This is a genomic window from Kutzneria sp. 744 (assembly GCF_000568255.1).
GTDB lineage: Bacteria > Actinomycetota > Actinomycetes > Mycobacteriales > Pseudonocardiaceae > Kutzneria.
The window spans coordinates 8,536,998-8,563,804 of record NZ_KK037166.1; the positions used below are offsets into that span (position 1 = coordinate 8,536,998).

The following is a 26,807-nucleotide window of genomic DNA, read 5'->3' on the forward strand; positions in this document are numbered from 1 at the left end:
TCAAGTGCCGAGGGCGTTGACAGCCTTCGTACCGTGAAGTGAGAGCGTTCCCACGGCCCGGGCCCACCTCCCGACCGTGTCACCGCGAGCCGCCGGTCCCTGCCCACCGCGCGAAGGGTTCGCCGTCTCATGACACTCGCCCGTTGGCCCGCGTGGCTGTTCGCCGCGCTCGCGGCCGTCGTCGTGACCGCCCTGCTGACCGTGCCCGGCGTCGGACACGCCGCGCCCGCCCTGCTCTCCCAGGGGCACTCCGCCTCCTCCTCGTCCTCGGAGAACGCCACCTTTCCGGCCTCATCGGCCGTCGACGGCGACAGCGGCACAAGATGGTCGAGCCAGGCCGCCGACCCCCAGTGGCTGGCCGTCGACCTCGGCGGCGCGCACTCGCTGTCCCAGGTCGTGCTGAACTGGGAAGCCGCCTACGCCAAGGCGTTCCAGATCCAGGTCTCCACGGACAACGTCAACTGGACCAACCTGACCCCGGTCACCGCCGGCAACGTCGGCGTCCAGACGCTGTCGGTGTCCGGGACCGGCCGCTACGTCCGCATGTACGGCACCCAGCGGGCCACCCAGTGGGGGTACTCGCTGTGGGAGTTCCAGGTCTACGGCGATGACACCGCCGCCGCCTGCAACGCGGGCGTGAACTCGGCCCTCAACCAGCCGGTGCTGGCTTCGTCCACACAGGACGCCGGCGCGTTCCCGGCTTCCTCGGCCGTGGACGGGAATCCCGGCACCCGGTGGTCGAGCGTCGCCGCGGATCCGCAGTGGATCCGGGTCGACCTGGGCAGCGTGCGCCAGGTCTGCGGCGTCGAGCTGGACTGGGAGGCGGCCTTCGCGTCGTCGTTCCAGATCCAGGTCTCCACCGACGGCAACAGCTGGAGCAACCTGACCCAGCCGATGGCCGGCCTCGCCGGCAACCAGACACTGACCGTCAACGGCTCCGGCCGTTACGTGCGGATGAACGGCGCCCAGCGGGCCACGCAGTGGGGCTATTCGTTGTGGGAGTTCATCATCCACACCGTCGGCGCCCCGCCGACCACCACCACGACGACGCAGCCGCCCCAGGGCGACTGCCCGTGGGTGAAGTCGACCGCGCCGGTCGCCCAGCGGGTCGACCAGCTCATGGCCGCGATGACCAACGCGCAGAAGGTCGTCGTGCTGCACGGAAACGGCGCCACCGGGCCGTACATCGGCAACACCGACCCGATCCCGGCGCTGTGCGTGCCGGCGATGGGGCTGCAGGACGGGCCGGCCGGCGTCGGCGACAGCCTCGACGGCGTGACCGAGCTGCCCGATCCGACGGCGCTCGCCGCGACCTGGGACGTCAACGCGGCCAAGCAGTACGGGACCGTGATGGGGCAGGAGTTCGCCGGCAAGGGCGCGAACGTCGTGCTCGGGCCGACGATCAACATCGTCCGCGATCCGCGCTGGGGCCGGGACTTCGAGACCTACAGCGAGGACCCGTACCACGCCGGGCAGACCGCCGTCGGCGCCGTGCAGGGCATCCAGGGGCAGGGCGTGATGGCGCAGGTCAAGCACGCCGCCGCCTACAACGTCGAGGGCGGGGCGTCGCGGGGAACGCCGTCCGACAACGTGATCATCGACGACCGGACGCTGCACGAGATCTACCTGCCGGCGTTCCAGACCGTGTTGACGCAGGGGCAGGCCGCGTCGGTGATGTGCGCCTACAACCAGATCAACGGCACCCCGGCCTGCCAGGACTCGGCCGTCATGAACACCGCGCTCAAGCAGGCCACCGGCTGGGACGGTTTCATCGGCTCCGACTGGGGTTCGGCCACCGGCGGCGCCCCGCAGCTGGCCAACGGCGGGCTGGACATGGAGATGCCCGGCGGCGCCTTCTTCGGGCAGGCGCTGATCGACGCCGTGAACCAGGGCAAGGTCAGCCAGTCCACTTTGGACGACATGACCCGGCGCGTGCTGACCCAGATGTTCAAGTTCGGTCTGTTCGACCACGGGGCGACCGGCAACACCGGGGCCGTGGTCACCAGCGCCGCTCACACCCAGGTCGCGCAGGACGTCGCCGCGCAGGGTTCCGTGCTGTTGAAGAACAACGGCGTGCTGCCCCTGTCGGCCTCCTCGCTGAAGTCGATCGCCCTGCTCGGCGGCGACGCCATCGACCCGCAGAACATCGGCGGCGGCAGCGCCAAGGTCAATCCCTCGCCGGCCGCCGTCAATCCGATCAACGGCATCACCAAGCGGGCCGGCAGTGGCGTGAGCGTGCAGTGGGTCGCCGGGGCCGGCGAACACGTGCAGACGCCCGACATCCCCGCCGCCGTGGCCCTGGCCCAGAAGTCCGACGTGGCCGTCGTCTTCGCCTCGTACGGGGAGAGCGAGACCGACGACCTGTCGTCGATTGATCTCCAGTTCTCGCAGAACGACCTGATCAGCGCCGTCGCCGCGGCCAACCCGCGGACGATCGTCGTGCTCAACACCGGATCCGCCGTGACCATGCCGTGGCTCACCAACGTCGCCGGCGTGATCGAGGGCTGGTATCCCGGGCAGGAGAACGGCGACGCCATCGCCAGCCTGCTGTTCGGCGACGTCAACCCCTCCGGCAAGCTGCCCGTCACCTTCCCGCGCAGCATGGCCGACATGCCCACCGCCAGCGCGCAGCAGTTCCCCGGGGCCAACGACCGGATCGAGTACTCCGAGGGCATGAACGTGGGCTACCGCTGGTACGACGCCCGCAACATCACGCCCCTGTTCCCCTTCGGCTTCGGCCTGTCGTACACCACGTTCGGCTTCTCGGGCCTGACGGTCTCCGCCCAGGCCAACGGTTCCGCCACCGTGCGGGCCACCGTGACCAACACCGGCGCCAAGGCCGGGGCCGAGGTGCCCCAGCTCTACATCGGACAGCCCGTCGCCAACGGCGAGCCTCCCCGCCAGCTGAAGGGATACCAGAAGATCACCCTCACGCCCGGGCAGAGCCAGGTCGTCACGTTCACGGTGACGCCGCGGGACCTTGCCCACTGGAACGGCTCGGCCTGGACGACCAACACCGGCTCCTACGGGGTGTTCGTCGGTGACTCGTCACGGAACCTGCCGTTGACCGGAACCATCGCTGTCACCACCGGCAGCTGACCCCGGGGCGGGGCTCGACACACCCCCTGCCGTCGAGCCCCGCCCACACCCCCGCGAGTTCCCCCAGAAGTCAGACACTGTCAGTCACACCGAAATGCTGAAACGGATTCGGCATTTCGGTGTGACGCTGAGCGGGACTCGCGGGGGTCAGGCGGAATCCCTGATCACCAAGGAGGTCGGCACGACGTGGGGCTCCTCGGGGAGGGGGGTGCCGTCCAGCAAGTGGTCCAGGAGCATGGTGGCGGCGGCCTCGCCCATCTCGCGGGAGGGCTGGCGCACGGTGGTGAGGGCGGGCACGGAGTGGGTGGCCAGGGCGATGTCGTCGAAGCCGATGACGGCGACGTCGGACGGGACCGAACGACCGGCCTCGCGGAGGCTGTCGAGGGCGCCGACGGCCATCATGTCGTTCTGGGCGAAGACGCCGTCGAACGAGACACCGGAGCGGAGCACCTCCTGCATGGCGGCGAGACCGCTCTCGGGGGTGAAGTCGCCCTCGACGAGGACGGCCTCGGCCATGACGTCGCGGAAACCCTGCACCCGGTCGACGGTGCAGCCGAAGGTGGCCGGGCCGGTGATCATGACGACGCGCCGCCGGCCGATGGAGGCGAGGTGCTGCGCGGCTGAGGCGGCGCCGGCGCGGTTGCTGGTGGCGACGGAGGGAAAACCGCGGTGGTGCCCACGGTCGTCGATCATCACGACCGGCAGGCCGGACTCGTGCAGGGTCTCGATGTAGCTGAGGGTGTCGGGCGGCTCGACCAGCAGCAGCCCGTCGAAGGCCTTGGCCGACACGTGCCGGGCGAACTGGGTCATGGAGTCGGCGCCGCGGTTGACGGTGTTCAGCAGCAGGCCGTAACCCTTGGCCTCCAGCACGTCGGCCACGCCCTGCAGCACGTCGCCCATCCACGGCCAGGTCAGGCCGGGCACCAGCATGCCGACGGTGTTGGTGCGGCCCTTGGCCAGTCCGACCGCGCCCGCACTGGGGATGTAGCCGGTGGCGGCGATCACCTCGCGGACCCGGATCGCGGTCGCGGCGTCCACGTCGGACTTGTTGTTCAGCACCCGCGACACGGTCGTCTTGCTCACCCGTGCCCGCCGGGCGACCTCGGCGATCGTGACCCGCATGGCCTCACGTTACCCGGCGACGCGCGCCGGCGACACGCGGCGGTTGACAGCGGAGCGCCGGCATTTAGTATGGGCACTGAACTAACTAAGGAGGCGCCGTGCCACCCACGCGGGAAGACAGGTTCAGCTTCGGTCTCTGGACCGTCGGTTGGCGCGCGAACGACCCGTTCGGCGAGCCGACGCGGCCGGCGCTCGACCCGGTGGAGTCGGTGCACCGGCTGGCCGAGCTCGGTGCATGGGGCGTCTCCTTCCACGACGACGACCTGATCCCCTTCGGGTCGGACGACGCCGCCCGCGAGGACCGCATCGCCCGCTTCCGCAAAGCCTTGGACGAGACGGGAATCGTGGTGCCGATGGCCACCACGAACCTGTTCACCCACCCGGTGTTCAAGGACGGCGGTTTCACGAGCAACGACCGCTCGGTGCGTCGCTTCGCGCTCCGCAAGGTGTTGCGCAACGTCGATCTCGCGGCCGAGCTCGGCGCTTCGACGTACGTGCTGTGGGGCGGGCGAGAGGGCTCCGAGACCGACGCGGCCAAGGACGTGCGGGCGGCGCTGGACCGCTACCGCGAGGCCATGAACGTGCTCACGCAGTACGTGATCGACCAGGGCTACAACATCAAGTTCGCGTTGGAGCCCAAGCCGAACGAGCCGCGCGGGGACATTCTGCTGCCGACCATCGGCCACGCCCTGGGCTTCATCTCCACGCTGGAGCACGAGGAGCTCGTCGGCCTCAACCCGGAGGTCGGGCACGAGCAGATGGCCAACCTCAACTTCGTGCACGGCATCTCGCAGGCCCTGTGGCAGAACAAGCTGTTCCACATCGACCTCAACGGCCAGAAGGGCCCGCGGTTCGACCAGGACCTGATCTTCGGCCACGGCGACCTGCTGTCCGCATTCTTCCTCGTGGACCTGCTGGAGAACGGCGGCTACGAAGGCCCGCGGCACTTCGACTACAAGCCGCTGCGCACCGAGGACATCGACGGCGTGTGGGCCAGCGCCGCCGCCAACATGCGCACTTACCTGCTCCTGAAGGAACGTGCCGCCGCATTCCGGGCCGACCCGGACGTGCAGGAGGCGTTGGCCAAGGCCAAGGTCGCCGAGCTGGCCGAGCCGACGCTGGCCGACGGCGAGTCGGTGGCCGACCTTCGGGCCGCCGACGCGGACTTCGACCCGGACGCCGTCGGCGCCCGCGGCTACGGCTTCGTGGAGCTGGAGCAGCTGGCCGTCGAGCACGCGATGGGAGCTCGCTGACATGACGCTCGTCGCCGGCATCGACTCGTCCACCCAGTCCTGCAAGGTGGTTGTGCGGGACGCCGACACCGGGGCGCTGGTCCGCGAGGGCCGCGCCGTGCATCCGGTCGGCACTGAGGTCGATCCGGCGGCGTGGCAGCAGGCGCTGGACGAGGCGACCGCCGACGCCGGCGGTCTCGCCGACGTCGCGGCCCTGTCCGTCGGCGCCCAACAGCACGGCATGGTGTGCCTGGACGAGTCCGGTGACGTCGTCCGGCCGGCACTGCTGTGGAACGACACCAGGTCGGCAGCCGCCGCGGCCGATCTGGTGTCGGAACTCGGCGGCCCCGAGCCGTGGGTGGACGCGGTCGGCAGCGTGCCGGTCGCCTCGTTCACGATCACCAAGCTGCGCTGGCTGGCCGAGCACGAGCCGGCCAACGCCGCCCGCACGGCCGCGGTCTGCCTGCCGCACGACTGGTTGACGCAGCGGCTGACCGGCGGCGATCTCCACACTGATCGCAGCGACGCCAGCGGAACCGGCTACTGGTCGCCGGCTTCCGGTTCGTACCGCGAGGATCTGCTGACTCGCGCCTTCGGCCGCACGCTCACGCTGCCGCGCGTGCTTGAGCCTGCGGGGGCCGCCGGTCACACGCCGTCCGGCGCGCTGGTCGCCGCCGGTGCCGGCGACAACGCGGCGGCAGCCCTTGGCGTGCAAGCGGAACCGGGCGATGTCGTGGTGTCGATCGGCACCTCCGGCACCGCCTTCGCGTCCAGCGTGAAGCCGGCCGGCAGCCTGGTCGTGAACGGATTCGCCGACGCACAAGGCCGATTCCTGCCGCTGGTGTGCACCTTGAATGCCGCTCGGGTGCTCGACGCCACGGCCCGGATGCTGCGGGTCGGCGTCGACGAGCTGTCAGAGCTGGCCCTGTCCGCGCCCGCCGGCGCCGACGGACTCGTGCTGGTGCCGTACTTCGAGGGCGAGCGCACCCCCAACCGGCCCGATGCCTCCGGCACGCTGCACGGCCTCCGGCTGGACACGGCCACCGCGGCGCACCTGGCCCGCGCGGCCGTCGAGGGCCTGCTGTGCAGCCTCGCCGACGCCGTGGACGCCTTGGTGGAGCTGGGAATTCCGGCGACACGGGTGGTGATCGTCGGCGGCGGGGCCAGATCCGAGGCGGTCCGTCGGATCGCGCCCGCGGTCTTCGGTTGCCCCGTCGTGGTTCCCGAACCGAGCGAATTCGTCGCCGACGGAGCCGCCAGGCAGGCAGCATGGGCGTTGGGTGGTGAGATCGACCCTCCACAGTGGAGCGCGCTCACTTCTCGCTGCTACGAGGCCAATCCGGTGCCCTCGGTGCGTGAGCGGTACGCGCATGCCCGTGACCTGGTGCTCAACCGTCCACGGTGCTGAATCCTTTGGGGAACCGTTGCGCCGCAGTCGAATCAGGCCTAGTCTTCGCCGCACTGGCGAGGTCCTTGCCGCCACAAGGGTCTTCTTGTCGACGATGACAAGGAGTATTCGACATGGGACTGTCTCGACGTGCGTTTCTCGCCTCGGCGGTCGCCGCGGCGAGCACGGGATACTTACCCACCGCGTCCGCGAGTCCGCTGGCCAGTCCGGTCGGCGACGTCGTGGGCAAGATGACGGTCGGCTACCAGGGCTGGTTCGCCTGCATCGGCGACGGCGCCCCGATCAACTCCTGGTGGCACTGGAGCCAGAACGCCGGCCAGGCGCCGTCACCGTCCAACAACAACATCAAGGCCTGGCCGGACATGCGGGAGTTCAGCCGCGGCTACCAGACCTCCTACAGCAACCTGAACAACGGCAACGCCGCCACGTTGTTCTCTTCCTACGACCAGCAGACCGTCGACGCTCACTTCGCGTGGATGCACCAGTACGGCTGCGACACCGCCGCCCTGCAGCGGTTCAACCCCAACAGCCCCGAGGGGCCGACCCGGGACGCCATGGCCGGCAAGGTTCGGTCGGCCGCTGAGAGCCATGGCGTGAAGTTCTACATCATGTACGACGTCACCGGCTGGTCGGCCATGCAGTCGGAGATCAAGGCCGACTGGACCAACAAGATGCGCGCCCACACGGCGTCGTCGGCCTACGCCCGGCAGAACGGCAAACCGGTCGTCTGCATCTGGGGTTTCGGCTTCACCGATGGCAATCACCCGTGGGACGCCGGCACCTGCCTCGACGTGATCAACTGGTTCAAGGGCCAGGGCTGCTACGTGATCGGCGGCGTGCCAAGGGAATGGCGGGTCGGCGGCGCCGGCAGCCGGGCCGGCTTCCTCGACACCTACCACGCCTTCGACATGATCTCGCCGTGGATGGTCGGCGCCATCAAGAACGCCGGCGAGTCCGACAACATCTACAACACCGTCAACGTCGGTGATCAGGCCGACTGCAACAGCCACGGCATCGACTACCAGCCCTGCGTCCTGCCCGGCGACGTCTCCGAGCGCCAGCGCGCCCACGGTGACTTCATGTGGCGGCAGTTCTACAACATGGTTCGTGTTGGGGCGCAAGGCATCTACATCTCCATGTTCGACGAGTACGGCGAGGGCAACCAGATCGCCAAGACCGCCCCCGACGCCTCATGGGTGCCCGCCGGTTCGGGACTCTGGGCCCTCGACGAGGACGGCACCTGGTGCTCCTCGGACTACTACCTGCGGCTCACGGCCGACGGCGGGCGCATGCTGAAGAAGCAGATCGGGTTGACGGCCACCCGGCCGACCAGCCCAGCCTGATCCCAGCCGCCTTTCCGCCCAGGGACCCCCTTATGCAGGGAAGAACGCCTTACCCTCGTTCAACGCGGGTAAGGCGTCCTTCCCTGCATCATCAGACGCCGAGGGCCCGGCACACCCGATCCACGTCCGCCATGGTGGTGCGCCAGTTGCTGAAGGCGGCGCGGATGGCCGGGACGCCCTGGTAGACCGTGGGCGTGAGGAAGGCCTCCCCGCTGCGGGACAACGCGTCCAACACCTCGGGGACCTGACGGTCAACCGGCGTGAAGCAGACGACGTTCAAGCGCACGGGGGCCAGCAGCCGCCACGAAGGGCTGGCGGCGAGGCGGGAGCCCAGTGCCTGGGCGCAGGCGATGTTGCGTTCGACGATCTCGCGGTAGCCCTCGCGGCCGTAGGCGGAAAGGGCGAACCACGCGGGCAGGGCGCGGAGCCGGCGGGAGGTCTCCGGGGTGAGGTGCATCGGGTCGGGGACCGCGCCGGGAGCGCCGAGGTAGGGGGACTGGTTCTCGAACACGCGGACCTGAAGGTCCTGGCGGCGGGTGAACTGCACGGCGGAGTCGTAGGGCACGTTGAGCCACTTGTGCAGGTCGATGCACACGGAATCGGCCTCCGACCAGCCGTCCACCAGCTCCGCGTACGCCGGCGACACGGCGGCGAAGCCCCCGAAGGCGGCGTCGACGTGCAGCCAGAACGGGTACCGGGCCTTCAGGTCGGCGATGGCCCGGATGTCGTCGAAGTCGACCGTGTTCACGGTGCCGGCGTTGGCCACCACGATGGCCGGCCCGGCGGCCAGTTCGCGTTCCAGCGCGGCCACGTCGGCGGCCTCGCGGTCGGGCAGCGTGGGCACGGAGATCAGGTGCTTGCGGCCGATTCCCAACACCGACAACGACTTGCCGATGCTGGAGTGCGGCGTGCCCGACAGCACCCGGACCGGCTCGGTCAGCCCCTCGTCGGTCACGGAGACGCCCAGCTGGGTGCCCAGCCATTCGCGGCCGATGGCCAGCCCCACCAGGTTGGACATCGTCGCACCGGTGACGAAGGCCCCGGGCATGTCCAGCCCGAACAGCGACCCGAGCCACGCCACCGCCTCGCGTTCCAGGGCGACGGCCGAGGAGCCGACGGAGCCGTGCGCGTTCTGGTCGAGGGTCGAGGTCAGCCAGTCGCCGGCCAGCGCCGCCGGGGTCGAGCCGCCGGTGACGAAGCCCAGGTAGCGGGGCCCCGCGCTGGCCGCGAACCCCGGCTCCCACCGCTCCGCGAAGGCCGCCATCGCCGCCCGCAGGCCCTCCCCGGACTCGGGCAGCGGGGCCGAGCCGGCATCGGACGCCATGGCCGCGACCGGCCGGGAGTCCAGGCCGGCGAGGATGCGCCCGGCGTATGTTCGGGTCGCTTCCAGCAGGTCGGGCAGCTCGGCGAGGTCCTCGGCCAGTTTCGCGAACATGGGGCCAAGACTAGGGTGGCCGCTCATGTGGGTGCGGACCGTTGTCGTGGCGACGGTGATCGCTGCCCTGGTGGCCGCGGGCGTGGTGATCGGCCGGGCCACGAGCGCGGAGCCACCCACGGCGGCCCCGTTGACGCTGCTCCACGCCGACAACGACACCGACGACGGGCCGCCGGCGCCGGGCACCCGGGACGCGACGGGGACCAGCGGTGACGCGACCCTGCACGTCGCGGTGTCGCCGGCCAACGGCTGGCTGGGCATCGAGGTGGAGGCCGCGACGGTGCCGGTCGGCACGCGCTGCCGGCTGTTCGCCTACGACCACGCCGGCAAGGGGTACGAGGCCGGCGGCTGGGTGCAGAGCGAGCACCCGGACTTCCCGATCTACGGCGCGGTGATCCTGGACCCGGCCGACCTGGCCTCGGTCTCGCTGGTGGACGACAGCGGCGCGAAGGTGGTCAGCGCCCAGATCCCGCCGCCCTGAGCTCAGTGCTGGGTGGGCACGCCGTCGCCCGTGGTCGTCGCGCCGGTGCCGGTGGTCGTGCCCGTGCCGGTGGTCGTGCTGGATTCGGTGGTCGTGGGGCCGTGGTCCGTGGTCGTGACGGTCGGCGTGGTGTCGTCGACGGTGGTGGTCACGATGGTGGTGGCTGGAGGCGGCGGCGAGGCGGGCTCGACGGGGCGGCCCCCCGACACCAGCAGCAGCGACACCGTCACGCCGGCGAACACCACCACGACCCCGGCGACGCCGCCGCCCCAACGCAGCATCCGGATGCGGCGGCCGCGGCGGGCGATGGTCGTCGGGGTGAAGCCGAGCGGCGGCCCGGCCTGGTCACCGGCCCGGGCCAGCAGGGCGCGCACCTTCTCGTCGTCCGAGGAACTCACGGCTCACCTCCCGTCCGGTGACAGCACGTCGAAGTGGGGGCCCAGCCGCCGCCGCAGGGCGGCCACGCCGCGGGCGGCCTGGCTCTTGACGGTGCCAGTGGAGCAGCCCAGCGCCTCGGCGGTCTCCTCGACGGACAGATCGTTCCAGTAGCGCAACACGAGCACCGCGCGCTGCCGTGGCGGCACGGAGGACAGCGCGGCCTGCACGAGCAGGCGTTCTTCGGCGTCGCCGCCGAACGACGCGGGCAGCTCGGGCGGCTCGTGGGTGAGGTGCTCGCGCTTGCGCCACAGCCGCCGGTTCTCGGCGAGGAACGTCCGCACCACCACCTTGCGCGCGTAGGCGTCCAGCCCGACCTGCCGCAGCCGGGGCCAGGCCAGGTACAGCTTGGTCATCGCCACCTGGGTGATGTCCTCGGCCCGGTGCCAGTCGCCGCACAGCAGGTACGCGGTCGCCCGCAGGGCATGCGCCCGCGCCGCGAAGTACTCGCTGAAGTCGTCGTCCCTGGCCACCGCCGCCGAGTATGCCATCGAAAACCGCGTGCAACCCGCTGACCTGTTCGAGGCATACCTACCCCTGAACGGGCCGCCGACCGGCGGCGCCCGCCTGCCCACCGGACGACAATTGCGCACAGAACTCATCACGGCCGCCGATGTGACGGTGACGGCCGAGCCCGCGGCGAAGGCCGAGAAGCTGGTCGACCGCCTGGTCCGGCACTTCCTGGCCCCCGCCGGCGTCTACCTGGCGGTTCGCCTGGTCGGCGTGGCGATCCTGGGTGTGCTGGCTGCCGTGCACGACCGGAACCTGTTGGACGTGCTGAAGGCGTGGGACGGCGACTGGTACCTGACGATCGCCCGTGACGGCTACGCCACCACCAACTTCGGCATGGTCGACGCGGCCGGCCACTTCACGCCGAACACGACGCTGGCCTTCTTCCCCGGATATCCGCTGGTCGTCGGCATGCTCGGCCGCCTGACCACTACAGCGTTACCTCTGGTCGGAGTCGCCGCGAGCCTCATCGCCGGCCTGGCTGCCTCGTACGGGGTCGTACGACTGCCGCAGGACCGGAAAGTGGGCCTGATCACGGTCGCGCTGTTCGCCGCGACGCCGATGGCCGTCACGTTGTCCATGGTGTACTCGGAGGCGCTGTTCAGCGCGCTGGCCGCGTGGACGCTGGTCGGGGTCATGGAACGCCGCTGGTGGTTGGCCGCTTCCTGTTGCGCGGCAGCGGGTCTGGTCCGGCCCAGCTCGGGCGTGCTGATCCTCATCGTGATCGTGGCGGTCGTCATCTACGGCCGTTCGGCCAAAGCGTGGATCGCGGCGATCGTCTGTCCACTCGGGCTGGTCGCCTTCCTGGGCTGGGTCGCCGACCGCACCGGCAGCCTGGCCGGCTGGTTCACCGTGCAGAAGGCCGGCTGGGGCACGGCCTTCGACTTCGGGGCCAACACGGGGGAGTTCATCCGCTACGTCCTGACCGGCGACACCTCGGTCATGGAGACGGCCAACATGGTGACCGTGCTGGGCGCCGTCGTCCTGTGTGTGATCGCCGTCCTGCGCAAACTGCCGTGGCCGCTCGTCGCGTACGGCATCGGGCTGGTGGTGATGACCGCCGGATCGAGCGGCGTCACCTACTCCAAGATGCGGCTGCTGGTGCCGGCGTTCACCCTGCTGATCCCCGTGGCGATCGGACTGAGCCGCCGCCGTAACGGCACCGTGCTGGCCGTTCTCGTCGCGTCCGCGCTGGTCAGCGGGTGGATCGGGGCGTACGCGCTGACCGGCTGGAAGTACGCCATCTGATCAAAAGGGCACCATCTGGCGTCCGGCCTGAACCGGTGCCGGGGTCCGTCCGTGTATGTCGCGAACGGGTTCCGGAACGGCCGGAACCGCCTGCCCCGCCTGGAGAATCCCGATGACCCGCACTGCTGTCGCGTCCGCTGCCGCCCTCATGGCGGCCGGCGCCAAGCTGACCGCCTCCGTCCTCGTCGGCTGATTTCCGATCCTCCACAAAGGACCTCAGTGATGATCTCCAAGGTCGGTCACGCCGTTGCCGCACTGGCCGCCGTCGCGGTGCTGACCAGCGGCTGCGCCCGGGTCGTCGCGGGCACCGGGGCCGTCGAGCGCCCGGACCCCGACCAGGTCGCCGGGCTCACCGTCACCGGCGGCGACAGCGGCCCGCGACCGGGCGTCGCCGACGCCGGCCTGCCGGTGGCCAACACCGACGGCAGCGCCGTCGACCGGTTGGCCGAGAACGCCGTCGCCGATGTGCAGTCGTTCTGGGAGAAGGAACTTCCGGCCGACTTCGGCAAGGACTTCAAGCCGGTCAAGGGTTTGCTCTCCTATGAGTCGAACGGTCCGGCGCTCAAGGTGTGCAACTCCAGCACCGCCGGCCTGGTCAACGCCTTCTACTGCCAGAACGACGACACCGTGTCCTGGGACCGCGCGCAGCTGCTGCCGCAGCTCAACGACTCCTTCGGCCCGATGTCCGTGGTCGCCGTGCTGGCCCACGAGCTCGGCCACGCCGTGCAGTTCCGGCTGGGCAGCGTCAACCAGGCCACGCCGACGATCGTCAAGGAGCAGCAGGCCGACTGCTACGCCGGTACGTTCTTCCGTTCCGTCGCCGAAGGCAAGGCGCCGCACTTCCAGCTCTCCACCGGTCCCGGTCTGAACTCGATCATGGCCACGCTGTTCTTCATCCGTGACACCGCCGGCACCAGCGCGCAGGCGGACGGCGCGCACGGCAACGCCTTCGACCGTGTGACCGCGTTCCAGCTCGGCTTCTCCGACGGCGCCAAGCGCTGCGCGCAGATCGACGTGCGCGAGGTGCAGGGCCGGATCACCGAGCAGCAGTTCGACCCCAACGACCAGGATCGCGGCCTGGGCAAGGGAAATCTCCGGGTTAGCGACCAGAGTGCCCTGGGAGACCTGCAAACCACGCTCCAGGCGGCCTTCCCCGGCGTCAAGCCGCAGCTGGTCGCCGGCCAACCGTCCTGTTCGGACGCCAAGCCGACCTCGCCGGCCTCGTACTGTCCGGACACCAACAAGATCTCACTCGACCTGGCCAACCTGGTCCGGATCGGCACACCGCCCCAGAAGGGGTCCAAGGGAGGCATCGGTGACTTCGCCGCATTCGCCGAAATCGCGTCGCGGTTCGCGCTCGCCGTCGAACACGCATCCGGCCACGCCGTCGACGGTCCGGCGACCGGCCAGCTCACGGCGTGCCTGACCGGCATGTGGGCCGGCACGATCACGCCGCAGCACCAGGGCGCGCTGCAACTGTCGCCCGGTGACCTGGACGAGGCCGTCGGCGAGATGCTGATGGGCGAGAGTCTGATCGCCGCCGACGTGGACGGCGCCACGGTGCCGTCGGGCTTCGCGCGGGTGCAGGCCTTCCGGGACGGGTTCACCTCGACCGGGCCGGCCATCTGCACCAGCAAGTACGGCGCCTGATACCCGCCGGGCATCACAGGCGCGGCAAAGGGTCTTGGACTTCGGGGCCTGACCGGGGCGAAGCTCTTGTCAGGCAACGAAAGGATTCCAGCCATGAAGGTCTTCGTCACCGGCGGCTCCGGTTATGTGGGCGGCCCGACGATCCGGGCGCTGGTGCGCAACGGCCACCAGGTCGCCGCACTGGCCCGCACCGACAACTCCGTCTCCGCGGTCGAGGCGTCCGGCGCGGTCGCGGTGCGCGGCGCGTTGACGGACACGGATGTGTTGCGGGAACAGGCTTCCCTCGCCGACGCCGCGATCCACCTCGGCATGGCCAACGAGCGCACCGCGGAGGTCGACCTCGTCGCCGCCCAGGCGATGCAGGACGGCCTGGCCGACCGCGGCGCCTACGTGCACACGGGCGGGACCTGGGTGTTCGGCAACACCGACGGCGTGGCCGACGAGACGCACCCGATGTCCCCGCCCGCGCTCACGTCGTGGCGGCTGGACAACGAGAAGCAGGTGCTGGCCAACGGCGGCCGGCCGGTGATCGTCATGCCGGGCCTGGTGTACGGCAACAACGGCGGCCTGATCCAGGCGTTCTACGTCGACCCGGCGCGCCGGGACGGGGAGCTGCCGCAGATCGGCGACGGCAGCACCCACTGGGCGCTGGTGCACGTCGAGGACCTGGCCGACCTCTACGTGCGGGCCCTGAATGCCAAGCCCCGCAGCGTTTTCGTCGGCGTCGACGACCAGAACCCGACGATCGCCGACGTCAGCCGGGCCCTGGCCCACGCGGCCGGCGTCCCGGTGCGGGCGATGGATCTGGCCGAGGCGACCCGGCGGATGGGCCCGATCGCCGAGGCGTTCGCCCTCGACCAGCAGCTGACCGGCGCGAAGGCCCGCCGGGAGCTCGGATGGCAGCCCCGGCACACCGACGCCGTGGCCGAGCTAGCGCTTTAGCCTGGCCTGTAGGGCTTTCTTGTCCGGCTTGCCGTTCGGGGTCAGCGGCACCTCGGCCAGTTCGGTGATCGTCGCCGGCACGCTGTTGGCGCCCAACAGTTCCCGCACCAGGTTCCGCAGCCGTTCCGGATCGGGCTTCGAGCCGGTCACGAAGGCGTGGATCGCCTCGCCGGTGGCCGGGTCCGGCAACCCGGTCACGTAGGCCTGATCGACGGCATCATCCCTGGTCAGGGCGTTTTCGATGGCGCTGGCGTAGACGTTCGTGGCGTTGACGATGATCACGTCGCGGGGTCCGGCCGTGCAGGTGCAGCAGGCCGCGCTCGTCGAGGGCGGCCAGGTCCTGGGTGCGCAGCCAGCCGTCGGCCAGCACCTCGGCGGTCAGCTCCGGCTGACCCCAGTATCCGGCCATCAGGAACGGGCTGCGCACGAACATCTCACCGATCTCGCCCGGCGCCACTTCACGGCCGTCCGGGTCGCGGAGGCTGATCTCGACGTCGGGGTGCGGCCGGCCGACCGAGCCCATGGCCCGCTCGTCCACGGCATCGGCCGGCGACAGCAGCGAGATCATGCCGTTCTCGGTCTGCCCGTAGACGTTGAACACCACGGGACCGAGCGCGGCCCGGGCCCGGGCGAACAGCTGCGCGCTCACCGGCGAGCCGGAGATCGCCAGGGCTCGCAGGCTGCGCACGTCGACGTCCTCGGCGGCCAGCACGTCGAGCATGGCGTGCGCCCGGGGCACGGTCAGCACGGCGGCGGTGATCCGGTGCGTGGCGAAGACGTGCGGAATGGGCAGGCCGACGCCGATCACCACGGTGCCGCCGGCCAGCAGGCAGCGGGTGGTGTAGTCCAGCATCACGCCGCTGGCCAGCGGTCCGTGCAGCAGGAACCGGCTGGTGCCGGCGATCATCGCCGCCAGGCCCGGCGTCCAGCTGGTCGGCTGCCAGCGGTAGCGGAAGCCGATGGCGCCGTAGGTGTGCGCGATGCCCTTAGGCTCCCCGGTGCTGCCGCTGGTGTACACGAGCCGGATGACGTCGTCGGGATCGGCGGACGGCGTCAGCTCGATCGGCTCGTGGTCGAGCAGCCCGGCCAGCACGTCATCGGTGACGACCAGGTCGATGCCGCCGGCCAGGATGTGCTCCCGCTGCGCGGCCGGCAGCCCCGGCAGGAGGCCGACGACCCGGCAGCCCAGCGTGTACGCGGCGAGGTAGGCGGCAAAGGCCTGCGGCATCACGGAAAGCTCCATGGCGACGGCCTTCGCGCCGGTCTCGGCCAGGCCGCCGGCGACGCGGGCGGCCAGCTCGGCCAGCTCACGGCGGCTGACCCGCCGGTCGTCGTGCTCGAACGCGACGGCCGACGGATTGGCCGCCAACTCGTCCAACAGCACCTGGGGGAACACCATGGGCTCATCCTCGGTTCCGGTCGATCGGCTGTGCAGTGGCTCTGCTGGTCTTCTGAGGCGATACTCAGCGTGATGGACGTCGACCTGCGCAAGCTTCGCTACTTCGTCGCCGTCGCCGAGGAACTGCACTTCGGCCGGGCGGCGGAGCGGCTGCACATCGCCCAACCCGTGCTGTCGCGGCAGATCCGGGTGCTGGAGGACGAGCTGAAGGTGCAGCTGTTCGCCCGCGACCGTCGACGCACCGAGCTGACGGCGGCGGGGGAGCAGCTGCTGGCCGACGCCCGGCCCCTGCTGGCCAGCGCCACCGCGCTGCGCCTGCGCGTCGGGCGGGCGGCACGTGGGGAGAACTCGTTCACGGTCGGCTTCATGCCCGGCCTGATCGTCACCGCTGCCGTGCGGGCCCTGTCCGAGCGGCATCCGTCGCTGGTCGTCAACGTCGTGCGGCCTCCTGGGACGACCAGGTCGAGGTCGTGCACGACGGCCGTGTCGACGTCTCCCTACATCCGGCTGCCGGTCGACCAGTCCGGGCTGACCGTGCGGCCGCTGCTGACCGAGCCCCGCGTCGCCGTGCTGCCGGCGGATCACCGGCTGGCCGGCAAGGAGACCATCGCCATCGCCGACCTCGCCGACGAGCACCTGTTGCAGGACCCCGACGCCGTGCCGGAGTGGCGGGACATCGCCACCGAGCTGCGCGACGGCACCCGGACGCCGGTCGGCCGCTTCCACGCCGTCGAGGAGAAGTTGGAGCACGTGGCCACCGGGCGGGGCATCACGGTGCTGCCGCTGTCCACGGCGTCGTTCTACACGCGGCCGGACATCGTGCACGTGACGGTCCGTGACATCGCGCCGAACCAGGTCTGCCTGGCCTGGGAGGCCGGTCGGCGCGGCGGGCTCATCCAGGAGTTCGCGGCCCTGGCCGGTGGTTAGGCAGTTCCGACGACGGCGCAGCCGATGGCGAACTCCGTGGCCGGGTCGCAGCCGATGAGCTCCTCGACCAGCTCGTCCCGGATCGCGGCGGTGAACGTGGTCCGCAGGCCCAGGGCGGTCGCGGTGAGTGACAGGGTCTGGTTCACGTGCCCGGCGTCGAGCTGGAGCACGCGGTAGGCGCGAGGCGTGTCCTGGTTGCGGACGATGCTCGTGTAGAAGACGGCGAGGCCGGCGCCGGCGACCCACCGCTGATCGCCGCAGGCCGCCACCAGATCGGCGTCGGCCACGGCATCGCCGACCAGGGCGAGCTCGTGCTTGCGGCAGTCGTAGTGGTAGACGCCGGGCTTGAGGCCCTCCACGTCCCGTACTGCCGGGTACAGTTCGGTCGAGTTCGCGGCGCTGACCTGGAGCAGCGCGCCGAGCGAGGCCAGCGGCAGCGGGCCGGGGCCGAAGTCCCGGTGGTCGCGGCGAAGCTGGAGCACCTCCAGCAGATCCCGGTTGCGCCACTGGGCGTCCTCGGCCGCCGGCAGCGGGATCCGCTCGGTGTCGGGGAAGGTGCTGACCGGATCGAGCCGGTCAGCGGGCCGGTCGGCGCCGGGGAACCGGGTGCCGCGGGTGGTCCGCGTCGAGTAGTGGTACGCCCTGGCCACCGGCCCCCACTGGCCCCAGGCGTGCAGCACGGCCTGCTCCTGGGCGTCCCGCTGCGAGCCCTCGGCCACGAGCACGTCGTTGGCGAGCAGGGCGTCCCGGGCCGGTCGCAGCCGCTCCGGCACCGAGTCGCGGTCCCGCCAGCGCAGGAACCAGCGCATCACCTCGTCGGTGTCGGTGCCCAGCGTGAGCTGCCGGTGGTCCAGGTAGTCGTCCCAGACGACCTGGCCATCGATGACGAACACCCCGCCGCACGCGGAGATCCGCAGCCGCATCAGGCCACGCCGGGCGACGCGCGGTCGGTGTCCACAAACTCGTCCATGCCCGTCAGGTTATCGTCGTCTAACCGGAACGGACCAAATCGTTACCGGCCGCGACCAGGATCAACTGCCCGTTCGACCGTATGCGCGGGCCTGAATCCGGTACAGCCGCGCGTATCGCCCGTCGGCCGCCATCAGCTCGGCGTGTGAGCCCCGTTCGACCAGCCGGCTGCCGTCGAGCACCAGGATCTGGTCGGCCATCCGCACGGTGGCGAACCGGTGCGAGACGAGCACCGTCACCCCTGGGCCGCCGGCGTGGGCGTAGCGGTCGAACAGGGCGTCCTCCGTGGCGGCGTCCAGGGCCGAGGTCGGCTCGTCCAGCACGAGCAACAGGGGAGCGGGTCGCATGAAGCCGCGGGCCAGCGCCACCTTCTGCCACTGGCCGTGCGACAGGTCCACGCCGTTCTCCCAGGTCACGCCCAGTTGCGCGGTGAGGTCCGGCACGGCGTCGCCGGCGCCGGCCCGGGCGACGGCTTCGTGCAGCGCGACCGGATCGTCGATGCGCCTCAGGTCTCCGACGCCGATCGATTCGCCGGCGGTGTACTCGAACGGGAAGAAGTCCTGGAACGCGCCGGAAGTCCTTTCCCGCCATCGCTGTGCGTCGATCGTCGCGAGATCGACGCCGTCGACGAGGATGCGGCCGGCGGTGGGTTGGTAGAGCCGGCACAGCAGCTTGACCAGCGTGGACTTGCCGGCGCCGTTCTCGCCGACGACGGCGACGGTCGTGCCGGCGTTGAGGGTGACGGTGACGTCGTCGAGCACGTTCCGGTCGATGCCGGGGTAGCGGAAGGTGACGTTCTCCAGGTGGATGCCGGTTTTCAGGCGAGCCGGCGGATGGCGGTCGGCGTGCTGGGCCTGGGCCGTCGCGTAGTCCTCCAGCCAGGCCAGGCGGCGGGCGACATCGAGCCAGATCGTGCGGAAGAAGTGCGTCTGCTGGACAGTGTTGGCGACGTACTGGGCGAGCCGGCCGCCGGCGGCCAGGACGAGCAGCAGCGTCGCCGGTTGGCGCACGGTGGTGGCGATCGCCGCGAGGAAGGCCAGGCCGAACAGGGCATGCGCGCCGGCCTGCCACCAGGCCGTACGCCAGCGGGCCTTGGCGATTGGCCGGTGCCGTTTCCACCACGCCTCGCGGCGCAGGTCGGCGATCTTGTCCTGGACGCCGAAGACGCGGATCTCCTTGGCCGGACCGGGCGTCGTGCCGAGCTCGAACAGGTGCTTGGCCAGCCGATCGTGCTGCGCGCCGGCCTCTTCGGCCCTCCGCTCGGCGCCGGCCCGCCACGTCGACACCAGCACCGCCGGGACCGCGACGACGCCGAGCAGCCCGAACCAGGGGTTGGCGGACATCAGCAGGGCCGCCGTGATCACGAGTCGGACGAGGGCGCCCAAGGTCGCGAACAGCTGCTGGTAGATCTCGCTCAGGGCGGCGGCGTGGTCGCGCAGCACCCAGATGCGGTCCATGACCTCTGGGCGCTCGTGGTGCTCCATGGTCGTGATCGAGGACTGGAGGCGGGCCACGTGTTCCTCGACGACGATCGCCGCGCGGTCGGCGAACCGTCGGTTGGCGCGGTCGCTGACCGTGGTGAGCAGCCAGCCGCCGATGGCCAGCACGGCCAGCGTTCCGGCGGCTGTCGCGGTGTGCGTGGCCAGTTGTGAGAAAGCCAGCGCCAGCAAGGCATCGGGGATCGCCGCGCCGATCGTCGTGACGAAGGCGACCGCGATCAGCGCGGGGCTGGCGCGGTAGCCCAGTTCGAGGGAGCGGGCCAGCGAGGGCAGCCAGCCGGGGAGCTCAGTCATCAAGGAACCTCGCCGCCTGGAGGTCGAACATCGTGCGGTACTTGCCGTTCGCGGCCATCAGCTCGTCGTGGCTGCCCAGCTCCGCCACCTTTCCGTTGTCCAGCACGCATATCCGGTCGGCCTGTCGGACCGTGCCGAAGCGGTGCGAGACCAGGATCGTGGTGCAGCCCTTGGTTTGTTCGAGGAAGTTCGTGAAGGCCTCGGCCTCCCCCTTGACGTCCAGCTGGGCCGTCGGCTCGTCCAGCACGACGATGCCGGCGCCCTGCTTCACCGCCGTCAGCGCCCGGGCCAGGGCGATCCGCTGCCACTGGCCGCCGGAGAGGTCCGTGCCGCCGTCGTATCCCTTGGACAGCACCGTGTCCAGGTCGGCGAAGTCCGCGCCGGTGGCCTTCAGCGCGGCTCGTATGTCCTCTTCGGACGATCCGGTGGGGGCGACGTTGTCTCTCAAGGGAAGTTGGTAGCGGATGAAGTCCTGGAACACCGCCGTCACGTTCTCCCGCCAGTTGCTCAGGGTCTTCAGGTCCTCGCCGTCGGCCTCGACGGCGCCGCCGGTCGGGTCGTAGAGGCGGCAGATCAGCTTGGCCAGGGTCGTCTTGCCCGCGCCGTTCAGGCCGACCACGGCCATCGAAGTGCCGGCCGGGATGGTGAGATCCAGGCCGTCCAGCACGGGTTCGTCGCTGTTGGGATAGCTGAATCGGACATTCCTGAACCGAATGGTCGTGCCCTTGGCCATGCGTGAACCGGGTGGCAGGTTGCCGACCTCGGACATCCTCTTCTCCAGCCGGGCCGCCGACCGGACCGCCTCGACCGCCGGCGGCAGCGCCCAGTTCAGGCCGCCGAAGGCCAGCGCCGCAGTGCCGATCGCCGCTTGGGCGTAGGTGGCCCTCTCGCTCAGCGTGCTCCCGTCCGTCGCCAGCATCCAGAACACCAGGCCGTTCGCCGCCGCCAGCAGGGCCAGCGTCCAGCCGACCCCGCGTTGACGCAGCTTCGTGGCCTGCCAGCGGAGGTCGACCAGCCTCCGTCTGTTGTGGACGAACTGGCGGACCGTCCAGTCGCTGAGGCCGAAAAGCCGGATCTCCTTGCCCGCCGGGGGATCCACCGCCAGCCGGTACGTGTACTCCGCCCGCCGCTGCGCGTACTGCACCTCCGGCGTGTCCCGGTGCCACACGCTGGCGTCCTTCAGCAGCCAGTGCGTGGCCAGCCAGGCCGCCGCCAGCGCCGCCCCGGCCCACCAGTGGTACGTCGCCAGCAGGATCGCCTGGCCCACGCCCGCCAGCGCCTCCACCAGGCTGCCCGCGATCATGCCCATCGACAGCGCCAGCGGCGGGCCCGACACGCCCTGGTCGAAGTCCCTCGCCACCGCCAGCTCGCCGGCCAGGGCCGTCGACTCCAGGTGGGCGATGCCCGGCGGCCCCGTCGCCGCCGAGATCAGCCGGTCCTGCAGCCGTGACGACAGGCGGTCGCCCAGGTTCGTGCTCACCTGGCCGTGCACCGGCGCCAGCACCTGCATCAGCAGAAACACCACGCCCAGACCCAGCAGCGCCGCCGGCTCTTGTGTCCCGATCAGCCGCCCCGTCTCATAGGCAAAGGCCGCCGGCAGAACCGCTTGTGCGACAAGGAGAATCCACCACGCCACGGTCAGGCCGGCATGCGAGCGCCAGAGCGCTTTGACGAAGTCCCCCACGAGGCCGAGCATTGAACCGGGTAGGGCAGCAGACCGCAACCAATTTAACCCCCGCGAGTCACGCTCTCCGACACACCGAAATACGGTTTCGGGCAGACCGGGCTATCGGCTCAGCGAGGGGACTGTGCGGGGGGAGGTGGTGTGGGTCTGGTACCAGATCTGGAAGTCGCGCAGGACGGCCAGGTCCAGGTGCCAGGAAGAGACAGCGGGGGAGGGCACCGCGGCGAGCAGCCGGGAGCGGTCGAAGGTCTTCGCGCCGGTGAGGTACGAGCGGAAGAATTCGATCTTGCGATCGAAGTCGCGGTCGGCAGGGGCGAAGCCGGCGTCGGAGTAGGTGTAGTGCGGTCGGGACAGGCCGGCGACGTCGAACATGAGGTCGAGGCCGTCGCCGAGCCGGATGCCGGTGGGGTGCGTGAGGTGGAAGACGCCGGCGTGGCCGGACAGGCTCAGCGACACGGCGTCGGCGGCGACGAGGTCGACGGGAGCCAGGTCGACGGGGGTGAAGGGGTCGGCCCGAAGCCGCAGGGGGCGGGTGCGGACGGCCGGGTCGCCGAGCATGGAGAGCATGCGCTCGACCTGCACGAGCTGGCGGTGGATGCCGTACATGCCGGAATGGCCGCCCACCACGGCATGGGTGACGCTGTGCCCGATGACGATGCCGGGCCGCAGGATCCGCTTCGCCATGCCGTCCGCGGCCAGCACTACCCACTCGGCGGCGATCTTGCTTTCCTCGTAACGGTTGTTGTGCAGCGGATCGGTGACCGCGCGCTCACGGACCGTCCCGGAACGACGGCCGGCCACGTAGGCGGTGCTGAAGTGGTTGAAGGACCGGCAACCCAGGGCGGACGCCAGGTCGACGGCGTGGCGGGTGCCGAGCACGTTGGTGCGCTGCAAACCTTCCCAGTGCCGTTCCTCGTAGCGCTGGTCGGCGGCGCAGTGCCAGAACTCGGTGGCGCCGGCCGGGAAGCGGGCGGGATCGACGCCACAGAGCGGAAGATCCACATCGGCGGCCACGGCGACGCAGCGGTGCCGGATGTCGGCGTCGAACGCCTCGCCGTGGCCGAAGGCCCGGGCGGCGGCGCCGAGGGCGGCCGTCAGCCGGGCGGCGGCGTCGGAGCGGCCGGGGCGCACGAGGCAGGCGACGTCGACGTCGGTGCGGCGCAGCAGCTCCAGCACGAGCGCCGAGCCGACCAGCCCGGTTGCTCCGGTGACGACGTGCACGAAAAGCCCTCTTCCCTGCCTGCGGCGGTCCTTCGATGCTAGCCATCGGGCGGGGTCGGTTCAGCGGACGTTCGGGCCGACTTGCCCAAACAAAGGTGCCTTGTCCAGGCCGAATGTGTGCGCTGGGCCACAGCCGCGCCGGGCGTAGGCTGGCGGCATGGCAGTCGTGAAGATCAACGCGGTCGAGGTGCCCGATGGCCAGGGCGAGGAGATGGAGAAGCGGTTCGCCGCCCGCGCGGGCGCGGTCGACTCCGAGCCGGGCTTTCTAGGCTTCGAGCTGCTCCGCCCGACGGGCGGCGACAACCGCTACTTCGTCTACACCCGCTGGGAGTCCGACGCGGACTACCAGGCGTGGGCGGCCAAGGCCTTCGGCAACCACGGCGGCGGCCGGCCGGTGGGCACCGGCTCCAGCCTGCTGGAGTTCGACGTCGTGATCAGCGCGGGGCCGAAGCAGGCCTGACGATCGAGGTGTACGCCCGCGTCAGCGCGGCCGCCGGATCGTCCGGCAGCCGCGCGGCGCGCCAGGCGATGTGCCCGTCCGGCCGCACCAGCAGGGCGCCGTCCTCCTCGATCTCCCTGGCCCGCAGCCATTCCCCGTACGCGTCGCGCAGGCCGTCGACCCCGATCCTGGTCACGGTGACTGGCAGCGCCGCGGCGGCGTCCACCCAGGCCGTCCCAGAAATCCCGGTGAGCAGGGTGAACCGGCCCTGGCCGACCAGATCCAGTGTGGACAGTCGGTGGCCGTTCGCGCCGACCAGCCACGCGTGCGGCAGCCGCGCGCCAGGCCGGGTGGTGCCCTGGTAGTACAGCTCCCTGTCCCGCCGGAACACCTCTTCCGGTGAACCGTCCGGGATCACCGCCGAGGATTCGTAGCGCTGGTTCATCTCCACGCCGTGCGCGTTGAACTCGTAGTTCTTCAGCTCGATGGCCTCGGCCATGCGCGCCCGCCGCGCCGCCCCGTCCGCGTCCGGCGCGTCCAATGCCTTCATTCCCAGGGTGATCGCCTCGTCGTCCCCGCCGCCGGCGATGCCCAGCGTCTCGAAGATCGGCAGGAACTGGTCGCGGCTGAGGTTGGCCCGGTCCACGATCTGCCTGCCCACCGGCGCACGCTCGGCGGTGTAGCTGTCCAGCAGCGCCGCGTCGGCCTCGCCGCGCACGACCATCGCCAGCTTCCACGCCAGGTTGTACGAGTCCTGAATGGACGTGTTGGAGCCCAGGCCGTTTGACGGCGGGTGCCGGTGCACGGCGTCGCCGGCGCAGAACACGCGCCCGGCCGAGTACTCGGTGGCATAGCTGTGGTTGACCGTCCACAGTGACGTCGAGCTGATCGTCACGTCCAGGTCGTCGTCGCCGACCAGGTCCCGCACGATGGCGGTGGCCGCCTCGTCATCGACCTCCGGCGGCGCCTGGTCGATGTCGTAACCCCAGGTCAGCAGCCACTTGTGCCACGGCCGCACGCAGCGCACCAGCCCCATTCCGATGCCGCCGGTCTCGGCGCCGGGCCGCATCACCCAGTACAGGATGCTCGGCCGGTGCTGCACGTAGCGGCTCAGGTCGGCGTCGAAGACGATGTTCATGCTGCCGGCCTTGCCGGTGCGCCCGGCGACCGGCAGGCCGAGCTGCTCGGCGACCAGGCTGCGGCCGCCGTCGGCGCCGATCAGGTAGCGGGCGCGAATGGTCTGCGTCTCGCCGCGCACCCGGTCCAGCACGGTCGCCGTCACGCCGTCGTCATCCTGTTGCAGGGAAAGGAATTCCGTGTCGAAACGGACCTTCGCGCCGCGCTCGGCCGCGCGGGAGACCAGGATCGGCTCCAGGTAGGTCTGCGGCAGGTCGATCATGCCGCACGGGCTGGCCATGGCGTACTCGGTCGTGGTGGCGTCGCCGGTGCCCCAGGTGCGGATGCGGCCGATCTCCTCGCCGGCCAGCGACGTGCACAGCACCGTGTCGCCCATCAGGTGCTGCGGCGTGCCCTGCGCCTCGGCCTCGGCCTGCACGCCGAGATCGCGCAGGACCTCCATGGTGCGCTGGTTGGTGATGTGCGCCCGCGGCGTGTTCGCCACCCAGCCGTACTTGGTGATGAGCGTGGTGCGCACGCCGTACGTGGCCAGCAGCAGCGCGGCCGACCCGCCGGCGGGCCCGCTGCCGACGACCAGGACATCCGTGTCGTGGGTCATCGCCAGAGTATTGCCGGGCCGTACCGGTTACGCCTGCACGGAATGCGCGCCGCGCTGCACGTTCTATGCACGCACGCGCAGCGCGCCCGGCGTTGTGCCCAGCCGTGACCGCATTACCCGGGTGAGGTGCTCCTGGTGGCTGAATCCACATCGGACAGCGATGTCGGCGATGGGCAGCGTGGTGTTGCGGAGCATGCGCTGGGCGTGCCGCAGTCGGAGGCCGACGAGGTAGCGGTGGGGCGTGTCGCCGGTGCTGGCCTTGAACTGGCGGACGAACTGACTGACGCTCAGCGCCGCCGCGTCGGCGAGGTCGGACAGCGGCAGTGGTTCCGCGATCCGGGCCTCGATCAGCTCCCGGACGGCCGCGAGCTGGCGCTCGGTCAGTCCCACGGTCGGCTCCGGCTGCCGGCGGCGGGCCAGGTGGCTGGCCAGCAGCGCCGTCAGGTGGTCGACGTACGTGCGCGCCGACGGCTCCCACTCGCGCAGCACCCCGTCCAGCGCGAGCATCAGCTGCTCCACCAACGGATCGACCGCGCCGACCTCCTCGGCCAGCTGCCCCTTTCCGTCTTCGAAGGCGTCGTCCGTGAGGTAGACGTGCACGGTGTTCAGGCTGCCGCCGAGCTCGACCGTCAGATCATGCCCGGCCGGGTGCACGAAGAGGCCGCCCGCCGGCACCGTGCACGGGCGGTTGTGGCCGCGGCTGACCTTGACCGGGCCGTCCAGGTGCAGGATCACCGTGCTCGTCGGGGCGGCGTCGAAGCAGGCGCGGTAGGCCCGTTCCGCCTGCGTGGAGAGGAACAGCCGATCCCAGCCCAGGCCGGCGCTGGACCGCCTCGGCCGCACCCACGGCTGGCTCAGGATGCCGTTGGTGTCACGAAGGCCGAGTTCGCGCACGTCTTGAGTTTACGCCGTCAGTAGTTGAACTCGCAACTACTGGCCGTGGCTGGAATCGATCGGTGTTCGGCGGACCGGCCACTCCCCGTGAGAACGTCCGTTCTCCGAGGATCGGCTCATGACCACAACGATGCAGTTCGTCGGCGGTCCGACCGCCCTGATCGACCTCGGCGGCGTTCGCTTCCTCACCGACCCGACCTTCGACCCGCCCGGCGACCACCCGATCGGCAATCGCGTCCTGGTGAAGCTGATCGGACCGGCTCTCGGCCCCGACGAGCTCGGCCGCGTCGACGCCGTGCTGCTGTCTCACGACCAGCACCCGGACAACCTCGACGACCTCGGCCGCGAGTTCCTCGGCCGGGTGCCGCTCGTGCTCGGCACCGCCGGCACGGCGGAGCGGATCGGCGGCGTGGCTCGCGAACTGCCGCTTTGGCACAGCGTCGACGTGGGCGGCGTGCGGGTCACCGGCGTGCCGGCGCGGCACGGTCCGACCGGCAGCGAGTACCTGACCGGCGAGGTGCGTGGCTTCGTGCTGTCCGGCCCCGACTGCCGCGTGTCTACGTCAGCGGCGACAACGCGTCGCTGGACATCGTCCAGGAGATCGCCGACAACCTCGGCCCGATCGACATCGCCGTGCTGTTCGGCGGCCATGGGCGCAGCGCTGTGATGGACGCGTACCTGACGCTCGGCGCCGACCAGTTGGCCCGGGCCACCGGGATTCTCGACGCCAGGATCGTCGTGCCGATCCACGTCGACGGCTGGGGCCACTTCACCGAGGAGCGCTCCGCCGTGCCCGCCGCGTTCGCAAGCGCGGCCTGTCCGACCGCCTGGTGATGCCCGC

At 70.8% G+C, this 26,807-nt stretch carries 24 protein-coding genes; 12 read left to right on the forward strand and 12 right to left on the reverse strand.

Annotation, left to right across the window (positions count from 1 at the left end):
* Nucleotides 1-129 precede the first annotated feature (129 nt).
* Entirely contained in the window at nucleotides 130-3,099 is a 2,970-nt protein-coding gene (locus KUTG_RS39410; RefSeq protein ID WP_084580314.1) for a glycoside hydrolase family 3 C-terminal domain-containing protein, read from the forward strand.
* 147 nt (nucleotides 3,100-3,246) lie between these two features.
* On the opposite strand, the gene KUTG_RS39415 is transcribed toward KUTG_RS39410, so the two are convergent.
* Nucleotides 3,247-4,221 carry a LacI family DNA-binding transcriptional regulator gene (locus KUTG_RS39415; protein WP_043724241.1) on the reverse strand — a complete coding sequence of 325 codons (975 nt, stop codon included), beginning with the start codon at nucleotides 4,219-4,221 and terminating at the stop codon, nucleotides 3,247-3,249.
* Nucleotides 4,222-4,319: 98 nt separating this feature from the next.
* Here KUTG_RS39415 and xylA point away from each other — a divergent pair, with 98 nt between their 5' ends.
* The 3 genes from xylA (at nucleotide 4,320) to KUTG_RS39430 (ending at nucleotide 8,204) form a co-directional block, all read left to right on the forward strand.
* Nucleotides 4,320-5,474 carry a xylose isomerase gene (xylA, locus tag KUTG_RS39420; RefSeq protein WP_043724242.1) on the forward strand — a complete coding sequence of 385 codons (1,155 nt, stop codon included), beginning with the start codon at nucleotides 4,320-4,322 and terminating at the stop codon, nucleotides 5,472-5,474.
* A gap of 1 nt (nucleotide 5,475) precedes the next feature.
* On the forward strand, nucleotides 5,476-6,861 hold the full coding sequence (gene xylB, locus KUTG_RS39425; protein ID WP_043724245.1) for a xylulokinase: 1,386 nt from the start codon (nucleotides 5,476-5,478) through the stop codon (nucleotides 6,859-6,861).
* Between the two features lie 113 nt (nucleotides 6,862-6,974).
* Nucleotides 6,975-8,204: a glycoside hydrolase family 99 protein gene (locus tag KUTG_RS39430; RefSeq protein WP_043724247.1), complete on the forward strand. Its 1,230-nt coding sequence runs from the start codon at nucleotides 6,975-6,977 to the stop codon at nucleotides 8,202-8,204.
* 91 nt (nucleotides 8,205-8,295) lie between these two features.
* Here KUTG_RS39430 and KUTG_RS39435 read toward each other — a convergent pair whose 3' ends face one another.
* The gene (locus tag KUTG_RS39435; RefSeq protein WP_043724249.1) at nucleotides 8,296-9,639 is read right to left on the reverse strand and encodes a pyridoxal phosphate-dependent decarboxylase family protein; all 1,344 of its coding nucleotides are present in this window, start codon (nucleotides 9,637-9,639) and stop codon (nucleotides 8,296-8,298) included.
* A gap of 25 nt (nucleotides 9,640-9,664) precedes the next feature.
* Here KUTG_RS39435 and KUTG_RS54440 point away from each other — a divergent pair, with 25 nt between their 5' ends.
* Nucleotides 9,665-10,120: a hypothetical protein gene (locus KUTG_RS54440; RefSeq protein WP_052395922.1), complete on the forward strand. Its 456-nt coding sequence runs from the start codon at nucleotides 9,665-9,667 to the stop codon at nucleotides 10,118-10,120.
* A 2-nt stretch (nucleotides 10,121-10,122) separates the two neighbouring features.
* Here KUTG_RS54440 and KUTG_RS39445 read toward each other — a convergent pair whose 3' ends face one another.
* Both KUTG_RS39445 and KUTG_RS39450 read right to left on the reverse strand, forming a co-directional pair.
* Entirely contained in the window at nucleotides 10,123-10,518 is a 396-nt protein-coding gene (locus KUTG_RS39445; RefSeq protein ID WP_043724253.1) for a hypothetical protein, read from the reverse strand.
* A 3-nt stretch (nucleotides 10,519-10,521) separates the two neighbouring features.
* The gene (locus tag KUTG_RS39450) at nucleotides 10,522-11,046 is read right to left on the reverse strand and encodes a SigE family RNA polymerase sigma factor (RefSeq protein WP_043724256.1); all 525 of its coding nucleotides are present in this window, start codon (nucleotides 11,044-11,046) and stop codon (nucleotides 10,522-10,524) included.
* A gap of 10 nt (nucleotides 11,047-11,056) precedes the next feature.
* Between KUTG_RS39450 and KUTG_RS39455 the strand changes: the two genes are divergently transcribed.
* The 3 genes from KUTG_RS39455 to KUTG_RS39465 all read left to right on the forward strand — a co-directional run bounded on the left by KUTG_RS39455 (nucleotide 11,057) and on the right by KUTG_RS39465 (nucleotide 14,905).
* Nucleotides 11,057-12,313, forward strand: a complete 1,257-nt coding sequence (locus KUTG_RS39455) for a glycosyltransferase family protein (RefSeq protein WP_052395923.1) — start codon at nucleotides 11,057-11,059, stop codon at nucleotides 12,311-12,313.
* 222 nt (nucleotides 12,314-12,535) lie between these two features.
* On the forward strand, nucleotides 12,536-13,963 hold the full coding sequence (locus KUTG_RS39460) for a neutral zinc metallopeptidase (RefSeq protein ID WP_043724259.1): 1,428 nt from the start codon (nucleotides 12,536-12,538) through the stop codon (nucleotides 13,961-13,963).
* A gap of 93 nt (nucleotides 13,964-14,056) precedes the next feature.
* Complete coding sequence (locus KUTG_RS39465) at nucleotides 14,057-14,905, forward strand: NAD-dependent epimerase/dehydratase family protein (RefSeq protein ID WP_043724260.1); 849 nt, start codon at nucleotides 14,057-14,059, stop codon at nucleotides 14,903-14,905.
* Here KUTG_RS39465 and KUTG_RS57100 read toward each other — a convergent pair.
* Nucleotides 14,894-15,187 carry an AMP-binding enzyme gene (locus KUTG_RS57100; protein WP_084580316.1) on the reverse strand — a complete coding sequence of 98 codons (294 nt, stop codon included), beginning with the start codon at nucleotides 15,185-15,187 and terminating at the stop codon, nucleotides 14,894-14,896. The two genes, KUTG_RS39465 and KUTG_RS57100, sit on opposite strands and share 12 nt — an antisense overlap.
* On the reverse strand, nucleotides 15,123-16,304 hold the full coding sequence (locus KUTG_RS39470; protein ID WP_052395925.1) for a class I adenylate-forming enzyme family protein: 1,182 nt from the start codon (nucleotides 16,302-16,304) through the stop codon (nucleotides 15,123-15,125). Before KUTG_RS39470 ends, KUTG_RS57100 begins: the two co-directional genes overlap by 65 nt.
* A gap of 72 nt (nucleotides 16,305-16,376) precedes the next feature.
* Between KUTG_RS39470 and KUTG_RS39475 the strand changes: the two genes are divergently transcribed.
* A complete protein-coding gene (locus KUTG_RS39475) occupies nucleotides 16,377-17,231 on the forward strand; it encodes a LysR family transcriptional regulator (protein WP_232241204.1) in 855 nt (284 codons plus the stop codon).
* Here KUTG_RS39475 and KUTG_RS39480 read toward each other — a convergent pair.
* The 4 genes from KUTG_RS39480 to KUTG_RS39495 form a co-directional block, all read right to left on the reverse strand.
* Nucleotides 17,228-18,154 (reverse strand): SagB/ThcOx family dehydrogenase, encoded by a 927-nt coding sequence (locus KUTG_RS39480; protein WP_043724263.1) that lies wholly within the window; start codon nucleotides 18,152-18,154, stop codon nucleotides 17,228-17,230. The genes KUTG_RS39475 and KUTG_RS39480 overlap by 4 nt on opposite strands.
* Nucleotides 18,155-18,262: 108 nt before the next feature.
* Nucleotides 18,263-19,993, reverse strand: a complete 1,731-nt coding sequence (locus KUTG_RS39485) for an ABC transporter ATP-binding protein (RefSeq protein ID WP_043724265.1) — start codon at nucleotides 19,991-19,993, stop codon at nucleotides 18,263-18,265.
* Entirely contained in the window at nucleotides 19,986-21,677 is a 1,692-nt protein-coding gene (locus KUTG_RS39490) for an ABC transporter ATP-binding protein (RefSeq protein WP_198047460.1), read from the reverse strand. The genes KUTG_RS39485 and KUTG_RS39490 overlap by 8 nt, the downstream gene beginning before the upstream one ends.
* Before the next feature lie 102 nt (nucleotides 21,678-21,779).
* Nucleotides 21,780-22,898: an SDR family oxidoreductase gene (locus KUTG_RS39495; RefSeq protein WP_043724268.1), complete on the reverse strand. Its 1,119-nt coding sequence runs from the start codon at nucleotides 22,896-22,898 to the stop codon at nucleotides 21,780-21,782.
* 157 nt (nucleotides 22,899-23,055) lie between these two features.
* Between KUTG_RS39495 and KUTG_RS39500 the strand changes: the two genes are divergently transcribed.
* Nucleotides 23,056-23,358, forward strand: a complete 303-nt coding sequence (locus KUTG_RS39500; RefSeq protein ID WP_043724269.1) for an antibiotic biosynthesis monooxygenase family protein — start codon at nucleotides 23,056-23,058, stop codon at nucleotides 23,356-23,358.
* Here KUTG_RS39500 and KUTG_RS39505 read toward each other — a convergent pair.
* Complete coding sequence (locus KUTG_RS39505; protein ID WP_043724272.1) at nucleotides 23,333-25,072, reverse strand: FAD-dependent oxidoreductase; 1,740 nt, start codon at nucleotides 25,070-25,072, stop codon at nucleotides 23,333-23,335. The genes KUTG_RS39500 and KUTG_RS39505 overlap by 26 nt on opposite strands.
* Nucleotides 25,073-25,135: 63 nt before the next feature.
* Entirely contained in the window at nucleotides 25,136-25,966 is an 831-nt protein-coding gene (locus KUTG_RS39510) for an AraC family transcriptional regulator (protein ID WP_043724276.1), read from the reverse strand.
* A 118-nt stretch (nucleotides 25,967-26,084) separates the two neighbouring features.
* Here KUTG_RS39510 and KUTG_RS39515 point away from each other — a divergent pair, with 118 nt between their 5' ends.
* Both KUTG_RS39515 and KUTG_RS64405 read left to right on the forward strand, forming a co-directional pair.
* Nucleotides 26,085-26,633: an MBL fold metallo-hydrolase gene (locus tag KUTG_RS39515; RefSeq protein WP_232241205.1), complete on the forward strand. Its 549-nt coding sequence runs from the start codon at nucleotides 26,085-26,087 to the stop codon at nucleotides 26,631-26,633.
* A complete protein-coding gene (locus KUTG_RS64405; RefSeq protein WP_232241206.1) occupies nucleotides 26,633-26,800 on the forward strand; it encodes a hypothetical protein in 168 nt (55 codons plus the stop codon). The genes KUTG_RS39515 and KUTG_RS64405 overlap by 1 nt, the downstream gene beginning before the upstream one ends.
* Nucleotides 26,801-26,807: the final 7 nt, after the last annotated feature.

What these genes read in the sequence shown, in the direction of transcription:
- KUTG_RS39485 (WP_043724265.1), bottom strand. Translation starts at nt 19,993, where the DNA reads ATGACTGAGCTCCCCGGCTGGCTGCCCTCGCTGGCCCGCTCCCTCGAA.
- KUTG_RS39505 (WP_043724272.1), bottom strand. Translation starts at nt 25,072, where the DNA reads ATGACCCACGACACGGATGTCCTGGTCGTCGGCAGCGGGCCCGCCGGC.
- KUTG_RS39435 (WP_043724249.1), bottom strand. Translation starts at nt 9,639, where the DNA reads ATGTTCGCGAAACTGGCCGAGGACCTCGCCGAGCTGCCCGACCTGCTG.
- KUTG_RS39480 (WP_043724263.1), bottom strand. Translation starts at nt 18,154, where the DNA reads ATGCGGCTGCGGATCTCCGCGTGCGGCGGGGTGTTCGTCATCGATGGC.
- KUTG_RS64405 (WP_232241206.1), top strand. Translation starts at nt 26,633, where the DNA reads ATGGACGCGTACCTGACGCTCGGCGCCGACCAGTTGGCCCGGGCCACC.
- KUTG_RS39515 (WP_232241205.1), top strand. Translation starts at nt 26,085, where the DNA reads ATGACCACAACGATGCAGTTCGTCGGCGGTCCGACCGCCCTGATCGAC.
- KUTG_RS39430 (WP_043724247.1), top strand. Translation starts at nt 6,975, where the DNA reads ATGGGACTGTCTCGACGTGCGTTTCTCGCCTCGGCGGTCGCCGCGGCG.
- KUTG_RS54440 (WP_052395922.1), top strand. Translation starts at nt 9,665, where the DNA reads ATGTGGGTGCGGACCGTTGTCGTGGCGACGGTGATCGCTGCCCTGGTG.
- KUTG_RS39500 (WP_043724269.1), top strand. Translation starts at nt 23,056, where the DNA reads ATGGCAGTCGTGAAGATCAACGCGGTCGAGGTGCCCGATGGCCAGGGC.
- xylB (WP_043724245.1), top strand. Translation starts at nt 5,476, where the DNA reads ATGACGCTCGTCGCCGGCATCGACTCGTCCACCCAGTCCTGCAAGGTG.
- KUTG_RS39475 (WP_232241204.1), top strand. Translation starts at nt 16,377, where the DNA reads ATGGACGTCGACCTGCGCAAGCTTCGCTACTTCGTCGCCGTCGCCGAG.
- KUTG_RS39415 (WP_043724241.1), bottom strand. Translation starts at nt 4,221, where the DNA reads ATGCGGGTCACGATCGCCGAGGTCGCCCGGCGGGCACGGGTGAGCAAG.
- KUTG_RS39470 (WP_052395925.1), bottom strand. Translation starts at nt 16,304, where the DNA reads ATGGTGTTCCCCCAGGTGCTGTTGGACGAGTTGGCGGCCAATCCGTCG.
- KUTG_RS39460 (WP_043724259.1), top strand. Translation starts at nt 12,536, where the DNA reads ATGATCTCCAAGGTCGGTCACGCCGTTGCCGCACTGGCCGCCGTCGCG.
- KUTG_RS39450 (WP_043724256.1), bottom strand. Translation starts at nt 11,046, where the DNA reads ATGGCATACTCGGCGGCGGTGGCCAGGGACGACGACTTCAGCGAGTAC.
- KUTG_RS39410 (WP_084580314.1), top strand. Translation starts at nt 130, where the DNA reads ATGACACTCGCCCGTTGGCCCGCGTGGCTGTTCGCCGCGCTCGCGGCC.
- KUTG_RS39465 (WP_043724260.1), top strand. Translation starts at nt 14,057, where the DNA reads ATGAAGGTCTTCGTCACCGGCGGCTCCGGTTATGTGGGCGGCCCGACG.